This window comes from Streptomyces sp. NBC_01445 (assembly GCF_035918235.1).
Classification (GTDB): Bacteria; Actinomycetota; Actinomycetes; order Streptomycetales; family Streptomycetaceae; genus Streptomyces.
On record NZ_CP109485.1, the window covers coordinates 10396674 to 10412740 of the forward strand.

Annotated in this window: 12 protein-coding genes and 1 pseudogene; 6 read left to right on the forward strand and 7 right to left on the reverse strand. The window is 69.9% G+C overall.

Annotated elements, in window-relative coordinates; genetic code table 11:
* On the forward strand, positions 1-2358 hold the full coding sequence (locus OG574_RS47855) for a hypothetical protein (protein WP_326771252.1): 2358 nt from the start codon (positions 1-3) through the stop codon (positions 2356-2358).
* Positions 2359-2505: 147 nt separating this feature from the next.
* On the opposite strand, the gene OG574_RS47865 is transcribed toward OG574_RS47855, so the two are convergent.
* Positions 2506-3276 carry a substrate-binding domain-containing protein gene (locus OG574_RS47865; protein WP_326771251.1) on the reverse strand — a complete coding sequence of 257 codons (771 nt, stop codon included), beginning with the start codon at positions 3274-3276 and terminating at the stop codon, positions 2506-2508.
* Positions 3277-3415: 139 nt separating this feature from the next.
* Positions 3416-4033 carry a TetR/AcrR family transcriptional regulator gene (locus OG574_RS47870; RefSeq protein ID WP_326771250.1) on the reverse strand — a complete coding sequence of 206 codons (618 nt, stop codon included), beginning with the start codon at positions 4031-4033 and terminating at the stop codon, positions 3416-3418.
* Positions 4034-4204: 171 nt separating this feature from the next.
* Here OG574_RS47870 and OG574_RS47875 point away from each other — a divergent pair, with 171 nt between their 5' ends.
* The 3 genes and pseudogenes from OG574_RS47875 to OG574_RS47885 all read left to right on the forward strand — a co-directional run.
* Positions 4205-5656, forward strand: coding sequence for a purine-cytosine permease family protein (locus OG574_RS47875; protein ID WP_326771249.1), 1452 nt, complete (start codon positions 4205-4207; stop codon positions 5654-5656).
* A complete protein-coding gene (locus tag OG574_RS47880) occupies positions 5653-6477 on the forward strand; it encodes an MBL fold metallo-hydrolase (protein ID WP_326771248.1) in 825 nt (274 codons plus the stop codon). The genes OG574_RS47875 and OG574_RS47880 overlap by 4 nt, the downstream gene beginning before the upstream one ends.
* A gap of 168 nt (positions 6478-6645) precedes the next feature.
* A pseudogene (locus OG574_RS47885) lies at positions 6646-6804 on the forward strand (transposase); the annotation flags it as partial.
* Between the two features lie 148 nt (positions 6805-6952).
* On the opposite strand, the gene OG574_RS47890 reads toward OG574_RS47885, so the two are convergent.
* From OG574_RS47890 to OG574_RS47900, 3 genes are all read right to left on the reverse strand, one after another.
* Positions 6953-7447 (reverse strand): cupin domain-containing protein, encoded by a 495-nt coding sequence (locus OG574_RS47890; RefSeq protein ID WP_326771247.1) that lies wholly within the window; start codon positions 7445-7447, stop codon positions 6953-6955.
* Positions 7448-7608: 161 nt separating this feature from the next.
* Positions 7609-8835: an MFS transporter gene (locus OG574_RS47895; protein ID WP_326771246.1), complete on the reverse strand. Its 1227-nt coding sequence runs from the start codon at positions 8833-8835 to the stop codon at positions 7609-7611.
* Between the two features lie 161 nt (positions 8836-8996).
* Positions 8997-9731 (reverse strand): hypothetical protein, encoded by a 735-nt coding sequence (locus tag OG574_RS47900; RefSeq protein ID WP_326771245.1) that lies wholly within the window; start codon positions 9729-9731, stop codon positions 8997-8999.
* Positions 9732-9919: 188 nt separating this feature from the next.
* Here OG574_RS47900 and OG574_RS47905 point away from each other — a divergent pair, with 188 nt between their 5' ends.
* Positions 9920-10858 carry a LysR family transcriptional regulator gene (locus tag OG574_RS47905; protein ID WP_326771244.1) on the forward strand — a complete coding sequence of 313 codons (939 nt, stop codon included), beginning with the start codon at positions 9920-9922 and terminating at the stop codon, positions 10856-10858.
* A 93-nt stretch (positions 10859-10951) separates the two neighbouring features.
* On the opposite strand, the gene OG574_RS47910 is transcribed toward OG574_RS47905, so the two are convergent.
* Together OG574_RS47910 and OG574_RS47915 are read right to left on the reverse strand one after the other, a co-directional pair.
* Positions 10952-11389, reverse strand: coding sequence for a hypothetical protein (locus tag OG574_RS47910; RefSeq protein WP_326771243.1), 438 nt, complete (start codon positions 11387-11389; stop codon positions 10952-10954).
* Positions 11390-11394: 5 nt separating this feature from the next.
* Complete coding sequence (locus OG574_RS47915) at positions 11395-14865, reverse strand: DNA polymerase III subunit alpha (protein ID WP_326771242.1); 3471 nt, start codon at positions 14863-14865, stop codon at positions 11395-11397.
* Between the two features lie 418 nt (positions 14866-15283).
* Between OG574_RS47915 and OG574_RS47920 the strand changes: the two genes are divergently transcribed.
* Positions 15284-15928 (forward strand): CBS domain-containing protein, encoded by a 645-nt coding sequence (locus OG574_RS47920; protein WP_326771241.1) that lies wholly within the window; start codon positions 15284-15286, stop codon positions 15926-15928.
* The last annotated feature ends 139 nt before the right edge of the window (positions 15929-16067 follow it).

The following is a 16067-nucleotide window of genomic DNA, read 5'->3' on the forward strand; positions in this document are numbered from 1 at the left end:
GTGAGCGCGACTCGGCGGCCCATGGCGGGGAGCTGTGAGCTGTGCTGTACGTGGGGCGTTGTGGAGTTGAGCGGCCTGTGCCCGGAGTGCGCGACCGCGCGCCGCCGCTACCGCAAGGGCGGCACGCACGGCGAGCGGTACCGGGAGGCGTCGTGCCGCCGGTGCGGGTGGCCGGCGATCGTGTCCAGCGACGGCACATGCCGTTGCTGTCGCCTTCTGATTCGCCTGGGCGGCGACGATGCCTGGCTCACCGCCGAGCTCGCGCGCCAGAGCCTGCCACCGGGACGTCCTCAGCAACTCGCGCTGCGCCTTCACCCGGTGCGCCTGCCACGGGCCGACCCCCTGCGCCAGACCGACACCCCGCTGGTGCGCCAGCAGCCGCCCGCCTGGGCCCTGCGCGCGGCCGCGGCGCCCGCGCCGGCCGATGACCCCGCCGTGTGTGTCGAGGAAGTCCCCGGCCAGCTGGGTCTGTTCCCGCCCTGGCCGCGCACCTTCACCCGCGCCCACGCCTCGCGGATCCGCGACCGGCCCTTGGCGGGGCTCTGCGAAGTGGACGCAGTGCTGCGGGAGATGGCCCGCGAGCGCCGCGTCGGCGAGACCTGGATGTTCCACACCAGAAACGGCGCACGCCTTGCCCCTGCCTCCCGGCCACCGGATGAGCAGCGGGTGCGGCCCGAGGCGCTCGCGGACCTGCCGCAGATGGCGCCGACCTTGAAGGAGGCCTTCGACCGTGCCGGTCTGCTCGCCCGCCCTCGAGCCCGCATCGTCCCGACCTGGTACGGGCCCAGGCAGGGGAGTTGCCGCGACTGCCTGGCCTGGACGAACGAGCGAGCCCAACGGTGCGCTGGGTGCCTGAACTGGGCTCATGGCCATCCGAGTGGAACCTGTCACCGGTGCGGCCGCTGGGTGGCACTGCACGACGGCTACTGTCGACGCTGCGTGCTGGTCCTCGCCGAGACCGCGTACGACCTGGACGCCGTAGGACTTCACGGCGGCGACCAGCTGTGGCTCGGCGGCCCCCTGGCCCCGCGGCAACGCACCTCGCGGGTCGGAGACCTCTACGGGCCGCGTCGCCTGCAGCGCAAGAGGAACCAGGCGGTCCGCGCCTCCCGCCGCGCCCGCTCCACCTGCGCTCCCGGTCCGGTCCCCGGGCAGCTGGAGCTGTTCCACCTGGCCCGCGACTGGTCCCGCCTGGACCAACGGCGCCTGCCCGCCCTGACCTTCGCCGCCGAGCAGCTGCTCGACGACTTCACGGCCCACGCCCGCGCCCGCCGATGGGCGTCGAGCACGATCGAGCCCGCCCGGCGCACTCTGCGCGTCCTGCTGGCCCATCTCGGCGCCGAGGCACCACTGCTCGAGGAGGACGTGCGCCTCCTCGCCCGGCAGGACCACTACTCCGGTGCCCGGCTTCTCGGATACCTCCGCCTGATCGGACACCTCACACCCGACCGGCACGGCAATGCCCATCTCGCCCGCGCCCGCCGCCTGGCCGACACCGCGCCCGACCCGTTCCGTACGCCCGTGCACCGATGGATCGACGTACTGACCGGAACCGCCGCACGCCGCAGTCACCCCCTGTCGCCGGTCACCGTGTGCGGCTACGTACGACGGGCCGTAACGGTCCTCAAAGCCTGGTACTCAAGCGGCATCGAGGACCTCCGCACCGTCACCCATGCCCACATCGCTCGCGCCATCACGGAACTCACCGGCCGACCGGCCCAGTCCCGCGCCGTTGCGCTGCGTTCCTTGTTCCGTGCACTCAAGCGCGAAGGCCTCATCTTCCACGACCCGGCCCAACACGCTCCGGCACCAGCCGTGCACAGCCTGCCCAGACCACTAGACGAGGACAAACTCCGCGGCGCGCTGCGCCTGATTCCCGCCGTGCGTACGCAGCTCACTTTCGTGCTCGCCGCCGTCCACGCCCTGAGCGTTCACGATCAGCGCGGCCTGCTCCTCGACGACCTCGACCGCGCCGCCGGCACGCTCCTCGTGCGCCGCCAAGGCGTGCTCCCGCACACCCTCTTCCTCGACGAACTCACCGGCCGCCTGGTCACGTCGTGGCTGGCAGAGCGGAACCGCCGCTGGCCAGTCGGCACGAATCCGCATTTGCTCGTCACGGCCCACACCGCCTTCGACCCGGCCCAACCACCGGTGTCCACGGAGGGCATCGGCAAACCGCTGCGGCGACTGGGGCACCAAATCGGTCGACTGCGCCGCGACCGGATCCTCGACGAGGCCCGGCATACCAGCGATCCGCTGCACTTGGTGCGGCTGTTCGGGATCCACCCGCGCACCGCCATGACCTATCTATATGCCGCGCACCCGGGGCGTTTCCGGCCCGACGTCGTTGCACCGTGAAACCTGTTGCCGCGACCCTGCACGGCAGGCGGATCCTGGTCGAACGCGTCTGTTCCGGCCGCCCGATCGCGCACGTCGCCGCCGAAATGGGTACCTCCCGTCCCAGCGCCTACAAAAAAGGGAATGCGCCGCCAGGCCCCGGCAGGGTCAACTTGGTAGCACTGCCGTGGATTCCCGCACCACCAGCTCGCAGTCGTTGGCAATGACGCCGCGCCGCGGCTCGCCGTTCAGCATGGCGAGCATCGACTCCGCCGCTACCCGTCCCAGCTCACCCAGCTGCGGATCGATCGTGGTGAGCTGGGGCCGAGACGCCAGTGCCATGACGTCCCAATTGTCGAAGCCGACGACGGATGCCTCCTCCGACACCTTGATTCCGAGCGCCTGCAGCTGCTCGACGACACCGCGGGCGACCTGGTCGCTGCCGCAAAAAACCCCGTCGAAGGGCTTTCCGGAGTTGGCGAGGATGCTGGCGGCCTGACGACCCCAGGCCTCGTTCCACTCGCCCCACATGGCCGAGTGCGTGACGGGTTCGAGCCCGGCCGCGTGAAGCTCGTCCCGCATGCCGGCGTAGCGCAGCCGCGCGGACAGATGCTTCTGCGGCCCCGCGATGTAAGCGATCCGGCGATGCCCGAGCGCAAGCAGGTGCGAGGTCGCCAGCCTGGCGCCGTGATCGTCGTTGATGACGATCGAGAGGTCCTCTGGGCTCTGGGACCGGGCAAGCACGTAACAGACCGGAACCTTGGCCGCGATGTCGATCGGCGGCCGAGGCTCCGCGCGACGGCCCGTCACGATGATCGCGTCCACCCCGCGCTCGAGGAAGGTCTGCAGGTGGTAGCTCTCGCGGATCGCGTCACCGCGCCCGTCGGCAAGCAGAACGGAGATGCGACCGGCCCCGAGAGCATCCTCGATGCCCAGCATGATGGGGATCGCGAAGCGCGTGAAGCTGTCGGTGGTAAGCAGCGGTGCCGTAGATGCTGTAGACGCCGCCGTACTGCGGATCCTGCAAGGTGACCTTGTACTTCGGCTTGCGGGGGCTGGGCGAGGCGGTGTTGCCGGGTCATGCAGGCGCGGATCGCAGGCTTCCGTTGGGCATGCCGACCTCGCGTTCCACGGTGTCCCAGACAAGGGAATGGACATCGCCGTACGGGGCGTCGCCCCGCATGGATGTCTGGACCAGGACCCCGTCGACGAGGACGAGGATGCGCAGGGCACTGGCCTTCGGGTCGGCCATCTGGAAGGCGCCCGCTGCCCGGCCGAGCCGGAGGATCTCCGTCAGGACGTCGAGTCCGTCGAGCATGCGCCGGTCCACTTCGGCCGCGAGTTCCGGTCGGCGCGGGGCGGCGACCCAGGCGCTCATCCAGATGCGGGCCTGCTCCGTCCCCAGGCCCAGCATCCTGCCCACGAGCGCGGCGAGCGCCTCGGCGGGAGGCAGTTCATGCAGGGCTTGGCGGTCGCGGTCGTTGTGCGCGGCAGTGGTCTGGGCGAAGGCGGCGACGACCAGGTCGTCGACCGTGGGGAAGTAGTGATGGATCAACCCGGAGGTCACGCCCAGTACTTGGGCCACGTCCCGGGACGTGATCCGGTCGAGACCTACGGTGTCGGCCAGTGACAGGGCTGCCTCGATGATCTCTTGGCGGCGCTCCTCGGGGGATCGGCGGCTGACCTTCTTCGGCATGCCGGACAGTCTATTGACCGCTCGCTCAACGCAGAACGCCCGGGTCGAGGCGTGACCACGCGGCGGCCACCGCCAACACAGGCAGACGTGAGTCTTGACGCCCCTCACACCCCCCTGTTGAATACCTGCTCAATACGCAGTTGAGCATCTGTTCAACATGGAGGTGTCGTGATGCCCGCTTCAGGAGACACACGGACAGAAGTACCACCCACGCCATCCGCCCAGGTCGATGGATCGGCCCCCCAGGACGCATTTGGCAAGGTCGAGACCCGCGGCATCGACCACGTCCCCGAGGATGAGCGCCACGGGCGCCCCTTCGAGCTGTTCCCGGTGTGGCTGTCGTCCAACGTCGGCTACCTCTACATCCTGCTCGGCGGCTCGCTGTCGGTCCTGGGCCTGAGCGTCGCCCAGGCGTTCGCCGTGCTGTTCCTCGGCAGCCTGTTCTGGGGACTGGTCGGGTTCCTCGCCGTCAGCGGTCCCGCCTCGGGCGCACCGAGTCAAGTCGTCACCCGTGCCGTGTTCGGGATCCGGGGCAACCGGATCTTCGGCGCCGCCCTCCAGTGGCTGGTCGCCGTCACCTACGAGGGCATCAACCTCGCCCTCGGCGCCCTGGCCAGCTTCTCGCTCCTCGACTCGGTCGGTCTCCATCCCGCCGTGTGGATCAAGGTCGCGCTCACCGTGATGATCGGCGTCGCGGCGTTCGCCCTCAGCCTGTACGGGCACGCCACGATCGTCCGCTTCAGCGTGCTGTTCTGCGTGCTCCTCGGCGCCTGCGGACTGCTCCTGGGGGGCTTCGTGACGCAGCACGCAAGCCTCCACCCGGCCCACTTCACCGCACTGCACGGCCACGACCTGTTCGCAGCCGCTCTGATCGGCTTCGCCCTCATCGCCTCCGCACCGCTGTCCTGGTCGAACGGCGCCGACTACGCCCGTTACCTGCCCCGCGACGTCAGCAAATGGAAGGTGGCCCTCAGCACGGCCGCCGGCGGCTTCCTGCCCTCCGTGGTGATGGGCGGCATCGGCATCCTCGCCGGGACCGCGGTCGACATGAGCGACCCACAGAACGCGATGCGCGCCATCGTCCCCGGCTGGTTCTACGCCATCTTCCTCGCGGTCATCGTCGTCAGCTCGGTCGCCAACAACGTCATGACCACCTACTCCTCGGGGCTGTCCCTGCAGGCCATCGGCGTACGCATGAGCCGCTCCCGCTCCGTGCTCATCGACGCGGTCCTCGGCGGCGCCTTGTGTGCCTACGCTCTGCTCTCCCCGAGTTTCCTGACGTCCCTCAACAACATCCTGGCCCTGACCGTCACCTTCCTGGGCCCGCTGCTGGCCATCTACGCCACCGACATCGTCCTGCGACGCAACCGCTACGACGGCCTCGCACTGCACCAGGAGCAGCCGGGCGCCCCGTTCTGGTACCGACGCGGCTACCGCCCCGCCGGCATCATCGCGCTGGTCACCGGCACCGTCGTAGCGCTCCTGTTCGTCGACACCACGCTCTTCGTGGGGCCGGGCACCAGTGCTCTGGGCGGTCTCGACCTGTCGGCGCTGCTCGGCCCGCTCACCGCCGCCGCCGTCTACCGCCTGCTCGGAAAGAACCGGGAGACGGCCCGCCCGTGACTCCCCAGCCCCCGCACGGCACCCCCGCCACACCAGCGTCCTCCCCCCAACTGCCTGTCGCCGAGACCTGGTTCACCACCACACGGATCGACGACGCCATCACCCTGATCCACGAACCACACGTGCACCCCTTCCTGCAGGCCAACACCTGGTACATCCGGGGCCGAGACCGCAGCCTCCTCATCGACACCGGCCTGGGCGTGGCACCACTGCGCCCGGCGTTCCCGCAGCTGTTCGCCGACGAACCCATCGTCGTGATCACCCATGGACACCTCGATCACATGGGCGGCGCCCACGAGTTCGCCGACTGCCGCGCACACCAGGCCGAGGCCGTCGAGACCCCACCACCCGGAGCCCTGGCCTCCGCCGCCCTCTTCGACGAACTCGGCATGGCGGCAACCGACACCCCGAACGTGCCGCACCTGCTGATCTCGGCTCTCCCACACGAGGACTACGACCCGGGGAGCTACCGGCTGCGCCCGACCCGGGTAAGTCGGCTTCTGGCCGAGAGCGACACCATCGGCCTCGGCGACCGCGACCTCACCGTGCTCCACCTGCCCGGCCACAGCCCCGGCAGCATCGCCCTGTATGAGCCGGAGACACAGACGCTCTTCTCCGGCGACGTCGTCTACGACGACCGACTGCTCGACGACATCCACGGCGCCGACCCATGCGCATACATAGCCACCATGACCCGGCTGCTGGAACTCCCCGTCCGTGTGGTTCACCCCGGCCACGGCCCGTCCTTCGACGGCGTACGCCTACGCGAACTCGCCGCCGCATACATCGCCTCACACCGCGTCACCCAGGACATGGCGTGACGGCGCAGTCGGGAAACCCTCCGGCCGGAGCCGGACTCGAAGACATCCACGGCAACGCCACCGCCCCCCGGGGCCATCAACACCCCCGCCCCTCACCGCTCTGCACATCAGCCACGACTCCCAACTTCCCCTGCAGTCACGGCCTCTACGCTACGAGGGGAAGGTCAGATGGACGCCGTCCTCTACGTCGACCGCACCGGCATCCCCTGGCGGTAGTTGCCGCACGACTTCGCACCATGGGAGACGGTGTACGGATACTTCGCCGACTGGCAGAAGGACGGTGTCTTCGACCAGCTCAACGGGCTTCTCCGCCGCCTGGTCCGTGAGTTCGGCGAGTACAGCACGCATGAGCTCGGCATCCAGCCCGAGGCGTACGAGACGAAGCTGGACGTGGACTTCGCCCTGCTGTGCGACCAGGACCCGGCCGCCGCGAGGGCCCGCCAGTGATCTGGCGGGCCCTCGCGGCGGGGTGCGTCTAGGCGTCAAGCATGTCCGTGAAGTAGGTGTCGTGTCGCATCTGGAAGGCCTTGGCTTCTTCGCGGCCGCGTTCCGCGTACTCTGCGGCCTTCTCGAAGTACTCCTCGCGCGGCGCACCCGGCGAGAAGATCATCATCATGGACAGCGGCTCATCGGAGTCGTTCTGGAAGGCATGCAGGCCACCGGCGGGCACGTAGAGGAAGTCTCCCTCCCCGCCCTTGATCCAGCGTTCGCCGTTGTAGAACTGGACCTCGCCGGAGAGCACGTAGAACGACTCCGAGATCGCCCGGTGGAAGTGCTCTTTGGCGCCCATGGTCTTCGGTCCCATGTCGACCTTGTACAGGCCGTACTCGCCCCCGGTCGTCTCCTCGGTGGCCACGTAGCTGATGTTGGTGGCGCCGATGAAGCCGGTGTCGGGCTCCTCGGCCGAGGGTCGGTACTTCGCGCTGATCTCGCCGTTGTCGTTGAGGTAGCGAGGGTCGGGGTACGACACGATGGTTCCTTTCGTGAGGGCGGTTTGACGCCGCGACGGGATTCTTCAGACACAGCGGTTGGGTGAGGGCAGTGACACGCCCATCTGCGGCGTTGTCGCAGGTGGGCGGGCTGGGCCGAATGGACGTGGTGACTCGCCCGGTCCGTGGTGCGGCCGGTCACTCAGCTGAGGATGAGCATGGCTGCCAGGGCCGGACCGAGGGCTCCGCCCATGAGGTAGGCGAGTTGGAACAGGCCGATGGCGGTGGGACGCTGGCGTTCGGGGACGGCGGAGGCGGCGGCCATGGACTGGGTGGCGTTGGCGCCGGTCGCGGTGAAGACGGCCAGGCCGATCGCGAGGAACAGGACGATCGCGCTGTGGGCGAAGACGGCCGCCGCGGCGGCGAGCGCTCCGACCGCGAGCAGGAGTGCTCGTACCGTGCTCCGGCCCAGGCGCGTGGAGACGGCGGCGAAGGCGAGGGTGAGCACGGACCCGGCGATCATGGCGGTCATCTGGCCGACCGCGACCGATCCGGTCGACCAGTCGGCCCGGTCGGTGATCAGCTGAGGGATCCCGAACAGCAACGTGAAGTAGAGAACGGACAGGGCGACGGCGATCAGCACCGAGCCGCGGAAGAGCCGGGATCGCAGCGCGGCCTGGGGGACGTAGCCGTGCGGGCGGCGCCGTATGTGCAGGGCCAGGAGGGCGGCGGTGACGGCCGCCACGGCCAGGGCGGGCAGCGGGTTCGACGGCAGCAGGACGATGCCGCTGGACAGGATCGCGAGCAACACGGCGCCGCGGGCATCGAAGCGGCCCTCGGCCGTGGGGGGCGCCTTGGTGGTGTGTCGGCTGACGGCGGGGACGGCCAGGAGCGTGATGATCAAGATGCTCAGGGCCGCCCGCCAGGAGACCGCACTGGTGAGGCGTTCGCCGAGCAGCGGGCCGACGCCTCCGAGGATCCCGGAGCCGGCGCTGATGACGCCCATGCGGCGGGCGGTGCCAGCGAGATTCATGGCAATGGCCATCATGCCTGCGCCGCCCGCGGCCTGTCCGGCCCGGCCGACGAGGGTGAGCGGCAGCCACGGCGAGACGGTCACGAGCGCGGTGCCGGCGACGACGAAGGCCGCGCTGGTCCACAGCGCAGAGCGTGTGCCACGCCGACGCACCAAGGTCGCGATCAGCGGGGTCGCGACGGCCAGCGTCAGCGCGAACACGGTGACCAGCCACGACGCGGTGGCCTTGGTGATGCCGAGGGAGCGGCTCATGTCGCCGAGGATCAGGACGGCGGCGTTGTTGGCGGCGGCGACCGGAGTGGCGAGCAGCGCCAGCCAGAGGACGGGGACGCGGCGGGTGGGTTCGTTCACGGAGGCGTGGGTGTGCGTGGTGGCCGGTCCGGTCGTGGTGGACATGACTCTTCCTGTGCTGGTGGACAGTGGGATGGAGGGGAGGAGGGATGGGGCGGGACTACCCGGTTTGTCCGGTGGTGGCGGCCTGGGGTTCCAGAGGGAGCGTGAGGCGAACGGCCAGCTGGGCGCGAGGGCCATGGCCGGCCTGTTCACCTCGTAGGCGGTCAGCTCGCGGTCACGTCGTCCAGCATCCGAGGCGCGTCGCCGTCGAAGTCGATCCACGGGTTGGTGCCCAGCGCGTCTGCGCCCTCGGCGCTCGGGGCCTCGTAGCGCATGACGAACTTCTCGGGACCGTGGGCGTATGCCACGATCAGGCCGTGCTCGGCGTCCAGGAACGCGCCGTGAGGACGCTTGCCGGGGTAGCTGACGCGCCAGGCCAAGTCGCCGGTCTCCACGGCGGGCACGGAGAGCTTGACGACAACGCCGTCGGGGAGCCGGTAGAACCACGTCATCGGGCCGCCGGACACCACGGTCATAATCTCGTCGATGCCGACGCCGTCGTCGGTGGTGTTGACGTGGAGGCGGCCGAAGCGCGCCTGCACAAAGTGCTTGGCGTCGTCGTCCATGGCCTGCATGTCGTAGACCTTCGGGTACGGAGCGACCCCGTGCTCGGACGTGTTCAGGTGGCCGCCGTCAGGGGCCTCGGGCGTGCGGCCGGCGAGCTGGATGTGCGCCAGCAGGTCGCTGCGGTGCAGGCTGAACATCGAGATCAGCTCGGCCTGCTCGTCCTCCGAAAGCGCCCGGGTCTTGGACACCTCCAGGATCGGGAGAGCCTGATCGGGAACGGGAGTCTGGCTGGCGTGGACGCCCACGGTGCGCAGCACCTCGTTGACGGCGTCGATGCCGATCGTGGACGGCCGTCCGTCGATGTAGGAGAGCGTGAGATCTGCCTTGGTCATTTCCAGTCCTGAGGTGAGTAGCGGTTGACGGCCGCGGGAACCGCCGCCCTGCCCCCTTACGGTCAGGAGCGGCCGGAATCCGCCGTCATCGACGCCTCTCCTAAGGGGTTAGCGCCGCGACACTTCCGACCATCCGCCATCAGACTCGTTTATGGAAATACTTCCTGCGCATCTCTACTATTCGCCCCATGGATGAACTCCAGCGGATCGACGTCAACCAGCTGGTGACGCTGCACGCCTTGCTGACCGAGAAGCACGTCACCCGCGCGGCAGTGCGGCTGCACAAGAGCCAGCCGGCCGTCAGCCACACCCTGGGGCAGCTGCGGACATACTTCGGCGACCCCCTGCTGGTGCGGCACGGCGGCCGCATGGCCCTCACGGCACGCGCCCAGGCGCTGGTACAGCCACTCGAAGACGCCCTGACCAGCTTGAACGACCTGCTCAGTGCCTCCGACTTCGAGCCCGCGCGCACCCGCAGGCGCTTTAGGATCTCGATGTCGGACTACGCGGCGCACATCGTGCTGCCCCCGCTGGTGCGGCATGTTCGCCGCCATGCTCCCGGCCTCGACCTTGCGATCAGTCAGGCCAGCCGGGAGGCGATGCTGGCGCAGCTCCAGGACGGCGAACTCGATCTCGCGCTGGGAATCTTTCCCCACCTGCCCGACGACATCGAGATCCAGGACCTCTACCGGGAGGAATTCGTATGCCTGGCGGACAAGGCGGTCCTCCCCGCAAAGGGAGGGCTGTCGTTCGAGGAGTGGCTGGAGCGTCCGCACATCTCGCTAACCCTGCGACCCGATGCGAACGATGAGATCGAGAAAGCGCTGGCGGCACGCGGACTACGGCGGCATCTGGCCGTGACACTGCCCCACTGGAGCGCGGCAGCCGACCTGCTTCCAGGCACCGACCTCCTGCTGACCATTGCCAGCCGGGCGGTGGGGCCAATGCGCCGGTACAAGACACTGCGGAAGTTCACTCCGCCCCTGGAGCTTCCCCGACCCGCCTACCAGCAGGCATGGCACATCCGGCGGGCAGGCGATCCGGCGCACCGCTGGCTGCGCCGGGCCGTGGTGACGTGCAGTCAACCCAGCGGCCCGAACGCCGCCACCACGGGCGCCGGTGCATGAGGCCCGGTCATGAAGACGCCTGCCCCCGAACGAAGCAACCGCCGGTCCCGCAGCCCGTGATCCACAGGCACGCGCGTATCCGAGTCGTGCACATCAATCACCGAGCGCCCCCAGGGACCGTGCAGGCAGGGAACTTGCGGCCGCTGCGGTCCCCAGGACGGAGAGCCCGGCGGGTTCGCCGCAGGCGCCCCTCTGGATTCTGCGAACCCGTCGGATTCGGGAGGGCCCGCCGCCCACGGTGGCACGCACGCCGAACAGCGCGATCGCCCGTAGCTGCAAGAGCTGGGCCAGTTCGTGGGGTGAACGGTCGAACAGCCTCAGCGCGCCAGTGATGTCCAGATCGACGCTGTGATCTTGAGGGTAGGGCTGATGCACCGGCGTGATGTCTTCGACGAGCAGGAGGAGTTGCTCGAACAGCAGGTCCGGGTCCTGGAACTGGTCGAGATGGAAATGAACCCGCAGGACCTGCCGGGGGCGGCCGCGACGGACTCGTTGCGGTTCTGCCTCGCGCAGGGGCTCGGGCGCCGGCACGGTGCTCATCCTGCGGATCCGGGGGAGCGGTGGCCCAGGCGGCGCAGGTCTGCGGAGCGGCTCCCGGCGGGCTGGAGATCGGCCCACGGATGCAGTTCCGAGCCGGCGGTCCCGTCGGCGAGAGTCCTTGCGGACGCGGGAGCGGGGGAGGCGTCCGACTGGGCCGGCGTCGGTGCCGGTGTGGTGTGGCCGAGGAGGTCGAGGGCGGCCTGCGGGCCGTGATCACGGCGCGCGGCCGCGACTGTTTCGAGGTCCCACGCCATCTCGCCGACCACGGTGCGGCGCGGGCCACGGGCCTCCACGGTGCCGCGGACGAGGAGCAGCCCCGAGTGGAAGATCGTGTGCGCGCAGTCGGCGTGAGTGTCCTCGAAGAAAGCGAGGTCGACGAGCCCAGCCCCGTCCTCCAGCGTCACGAAGATGATCCGTTTCCCCGAAGGGATGGGCGGGGTCTGGGTAGAGGCGCGCACGCCCGCGACAAGGACCTTCTGCCCGGGGACCATGCGCTGGAGGTGGGCGGCATCAGTGGCGCCGAGCTCACGCAGCAACCGGTAGTGGTGCTCCATCAGATGCTGGGAGACGTCGATCGACAAGACGTCCAGCTCGGCGCTCATCCGCTCCCGGCTCGACATTTCCTTCAGGCCGCTCGGCTCCGCGCTCACCAGGTCGCCACCGAGCGCGAGTTGCCCGTCGGCAGTGGCCCGGTTGCGGGCATGCCGGTGCAGCTCGCCGGCCTGGAGCAGCAGGTCCCGCCGCGTCAGCGCGCCCTTGACCTCGTCGAGGGCGCCGATCTGGATGAGCCGCTCGGCGATCGGCAGAGAGGGTCTGGCCCGCTGCCAGAAGTCCTGCAGGGAGGTGTAGGGCTGGTGGGCGGCTATCCGGGCCGACTCCGCGTCACTGATTCCCTTCACCGTGGATAGCGCGAGCCGCACCCCCCATCCCCGGTCCGTGGCCTCGACCCGGTGCGCCACCTGAGAGCGGCTCACATCGACCGGCAGGATGGGCACGCCGTGGCGGCGGGCGTCGGCGACGATCACCCGCATCGGCCACATGCCCGGATCGTGCTCCAGCAGCCCCGCATACAGAGCGGCTGGATGGTGCGCCTTGAGCCACGCGGACTGCACGGCTGGCACCGCGAACGCGACGGCATGGGCCCGGCAGAACCCGTAGGCCCCGAACTCCTTGATGACGTCCCAGACTTCGTCGACGACCGAGTCGGAGTAGTCGCGCTCGGTGGCTGCCTTCTTGAACCACTGCTCCACGGCGGGCAGGCGCTCGGGGTCGGCGAGGGCGCGGCGGGCGACGTCGCCGGCGGCACGGTCGCAGCCGGTCATCTTCGCGAGGATCGCGATGATCTGTTCGTGCCAGATCACGACGCCGTAGGTGTCGTTCAGGATCGGCTGAAGGTCGGGGTGGGGGTAGTGCGGTGCGGCGCCGTGCCGGGCGGCGATGAACTTCGCGGGCATGCCGCCCTTGACCGGGCCGGGCCGGAACAGGCTGATGTCGGCGATGACGTCCTGCATGTGTCGCGGCTGCAGACGTCCGACCAGGTCCATCTGGCCGGGGGATTCGATCTGGAAGCAGCCCAGGGTGTCGCTGCGGCGGATCATCTCGAACGTGGCCTGGTCGTCGAGGGGGACGTGGTCGGGGTTGTCGAGGTCGAGGAGTCTGCCGGTGGTGCGGAGGATCTCGTCGACGGCGTGTGCCATCGCGGACTGCATCCGCACGCCGAGCACGTCGAGTTTGAGGAGCCCCAGGTCCTCGACGTCCTCCTTGTCGGCCTGCAGCATCGGATAGTCGCCGCCCGGGGTCGGTTGCACCGGCAGCCGGTCCAGCAGGGACACATTCGAGATGATCACTCCGCACGGGTGCATGGCATAGCCGCGCACGAGCGCGTCGAGACCCTCGGCCAGCTCCCACAACGGTCCGAACTCATCTGCGCGGGCGGCGAGCTGGCGCAGTTCGGGCAGCTCGGCGAGGGCGGAGCGGATGTCACAGGCCCGGATGTGCGGAAAGCTTTTGGCGATCATGTCGACGGTCTGCGGGGCGATACCGAGGGCGAGCCCGGTATCTCTGAGGGCGTGGCGGGCGCGGTAGGTCTCGGGCATGCCGGTGACCGCAACCCGATCGAGCCCGAACCGCTCAATGATCTTGTCGTACACCTCGAGCCGTCGCGCGGACTCCACATCGAGGTCGATGTCCGGCAGCGACGTGCGCCGCTCGGAGAGGAACCGCTCGAACAGCAGGCGGTGAGTCAGCGGATTCGCCGTCGCCACGAACAGAGAGTGGTTGACCATGGACCCGGCGCCCGAGCCGCGCGCGGCGACCCGGACACCCATCGCCCGCACGTCCGCGACCACCTGGGCCACAGCAAGGAAATAGCCCTCGAAACCGAGCCGGCCGATGACATCGAGCTCATAGTCCAGCTGCCGCACCGCGGCCACATCCGAGTCCAGACCGCGGGCAACCATCCCGGCCTCGCAGCGCTGACGCAGCAGCCGCATCGCCCCGCCCCGAACCCGGTCGGCGCCCACCACGTGCGGCTCGGGAAAGTGCGGCCGCCCCATCCCCAAATCCTGTGCGCTCAACGTGCAGGAGGCCGCCGTCGCCTCGGTCTCGGCGAGCAGCGCGGCCGCCCGCTCGGGGCCATGGCCCGCGGCCTCGGCGATCCGCGCCGCGACCGCCGCCATCTCACCGCCACTCTTGAGCCACCCCTCACCGCTGTCGACGTGACGCCGGTCGATCGGACGCAGCAGACGGGCAGCATCCAGCACATCCGCCAGGCGGTGCTGGGCGGGATCGGCGTACCGCACCGAGTTCGAGACGACCACCGGCACGCTGAGGTCGTCACCGAGTTGCACGGTCCGCGCCGCCAACCGCAACGACCCCGCCCCGGTCCCCGACCGGCCCAGGTAGACCGTCTCCAACCGCAGGCCCGGCCCGGCGATCGTCCGCCACTGCGCGAGCAGCCGCTCAGCCAGATCCTGCCGCCCCGCCATCAGCGCAGCCACCGGCTCCGACGCAGGACCGAGCAACACCACCAGACCCTCACCGAGGTGCTCCTGAAGCACCGGCCAGGCCGCCACCGGCACCCCGTCCACGGGCGCGGCATGCGCGGCCGACACGATCCGGCACAGCCGGGCCCACCCGCCCACGTCCTGCGCCAGCAGCGTCACCCGCCACCGCGCCTCCACCACATGCGCACCGCCACGCACCGGCGTACGGCGCCGTCCCACAGCAGGGTCGGGCTCAGCGGCGGGAGCAACGGCGAGGTCCACGCCGAAGATCGGGCGCACACCGGCGGCGGCCGCGGCCTTGGCGAACCGCACCGTCCCGGCGACTGTGTCGCGGTCGGTCAGCGCGAGCGTGGTGAGGCCGCGCTCGGCGGCCCGGCGGACCAAGTCGTGGGGGAGCGAGGCACCGTACCGGGCCGAGTACCCGGAGGCGACGTGCAGGTGAGAGAACCCGGAGGCCGTCACGTTGCACCTCCGATCACACGAGCACCGATTCAAGTCGCATGACTTGTTCTGTCACCAATGTATCGAACAAAAATCGAACAACACGAGTCCTGGGTCCCGCGTGTCCCACTGTGTCGTTGCTGTGGCCGAGTGCCCTAGTTGGCGCGCTCGGCCAACTGCAACGCTCAACTCCAGACGGACGCGGACATGGCGTCGATGTGCCAGCACCTACCGCGCGCTCGGAGGCACTCTGGCCGTGGGGGCCGCTGCTCTCCTCGCCAGGTCAAACGCCACTGGCCGCTGGAGCGGCGGGGTGCTGTCATGGGTAGAGAAGACGCGTTGACGATCCGGCAGGGCCTCGGAGGCCGGAGCTCCGCGCGCAGTCCGCCCGGGTGGTCCGACCGGGGCAGCCCCGTCGCAAACAGAGGAGGCCGACGCCATGCTGCACCGCCGCACCGTCGGTGACGTGATGACCGGGGATGTCGTCACCCTCCACCCCGACACCTCGGTCCAGGACGTCGTCGGCCTGCTGGATGCGAACGACATCGTCGCGGCCCCGGTCGTCGACGACGACGGCGCTCTCGTCGGCGTCGTGTCCGCGTCCGATGTGCTGCGGCACGAGACCGGAATGCCCGATCCGCAGGGGCAGGACGGGAGCGATGAGGGCGCCTGGGGCAAGGCCCGGGCTCGGACCGCGGGCGCGCTCATGAGCAGCCCCGTCTTCACCGCCCACGCCGACTGGACGATCCCTCTGGCCGCTCGAGAACTCCGCAGTCGGCACGTCAAGCAGCTGCCGGTGGTCGGCGACGACGGGCTCCTCATCGGCATCGTCAGCCGTAGCGATCTGCTCGACGCCTTCATCCGCTCCGACGCCGAGATCCGCGGCGAGGTGGAGCAGGACGTCCTGGGGCGCATCCTCGGCCTGGACGAGGGCACCGTCGCAGTCGAGGTCCGGGACGGGGTCGTCACCCTGCGCGGTCACGTCCCGGAACCGCGTCTCGGCCCGGTGGTCGTGGGCCTCTGCCAGGGCGTCGACGGCGTCGTCGCCGTGGACGCCCACCTCGCCGCCGCCGGGGCGGGCTAGGTCAGGGTTTGGGGTTACCTGCGAGCGATGCTCGGCTTCGGCTCACGCCGCGGAGCAGATCTACCGGCTCCCTGGGCTTCTTCCCGCTGGAGGTCACGCCCGCGATTGCGGAGCGCGCCACCCCAGCGGGCGACCTAAC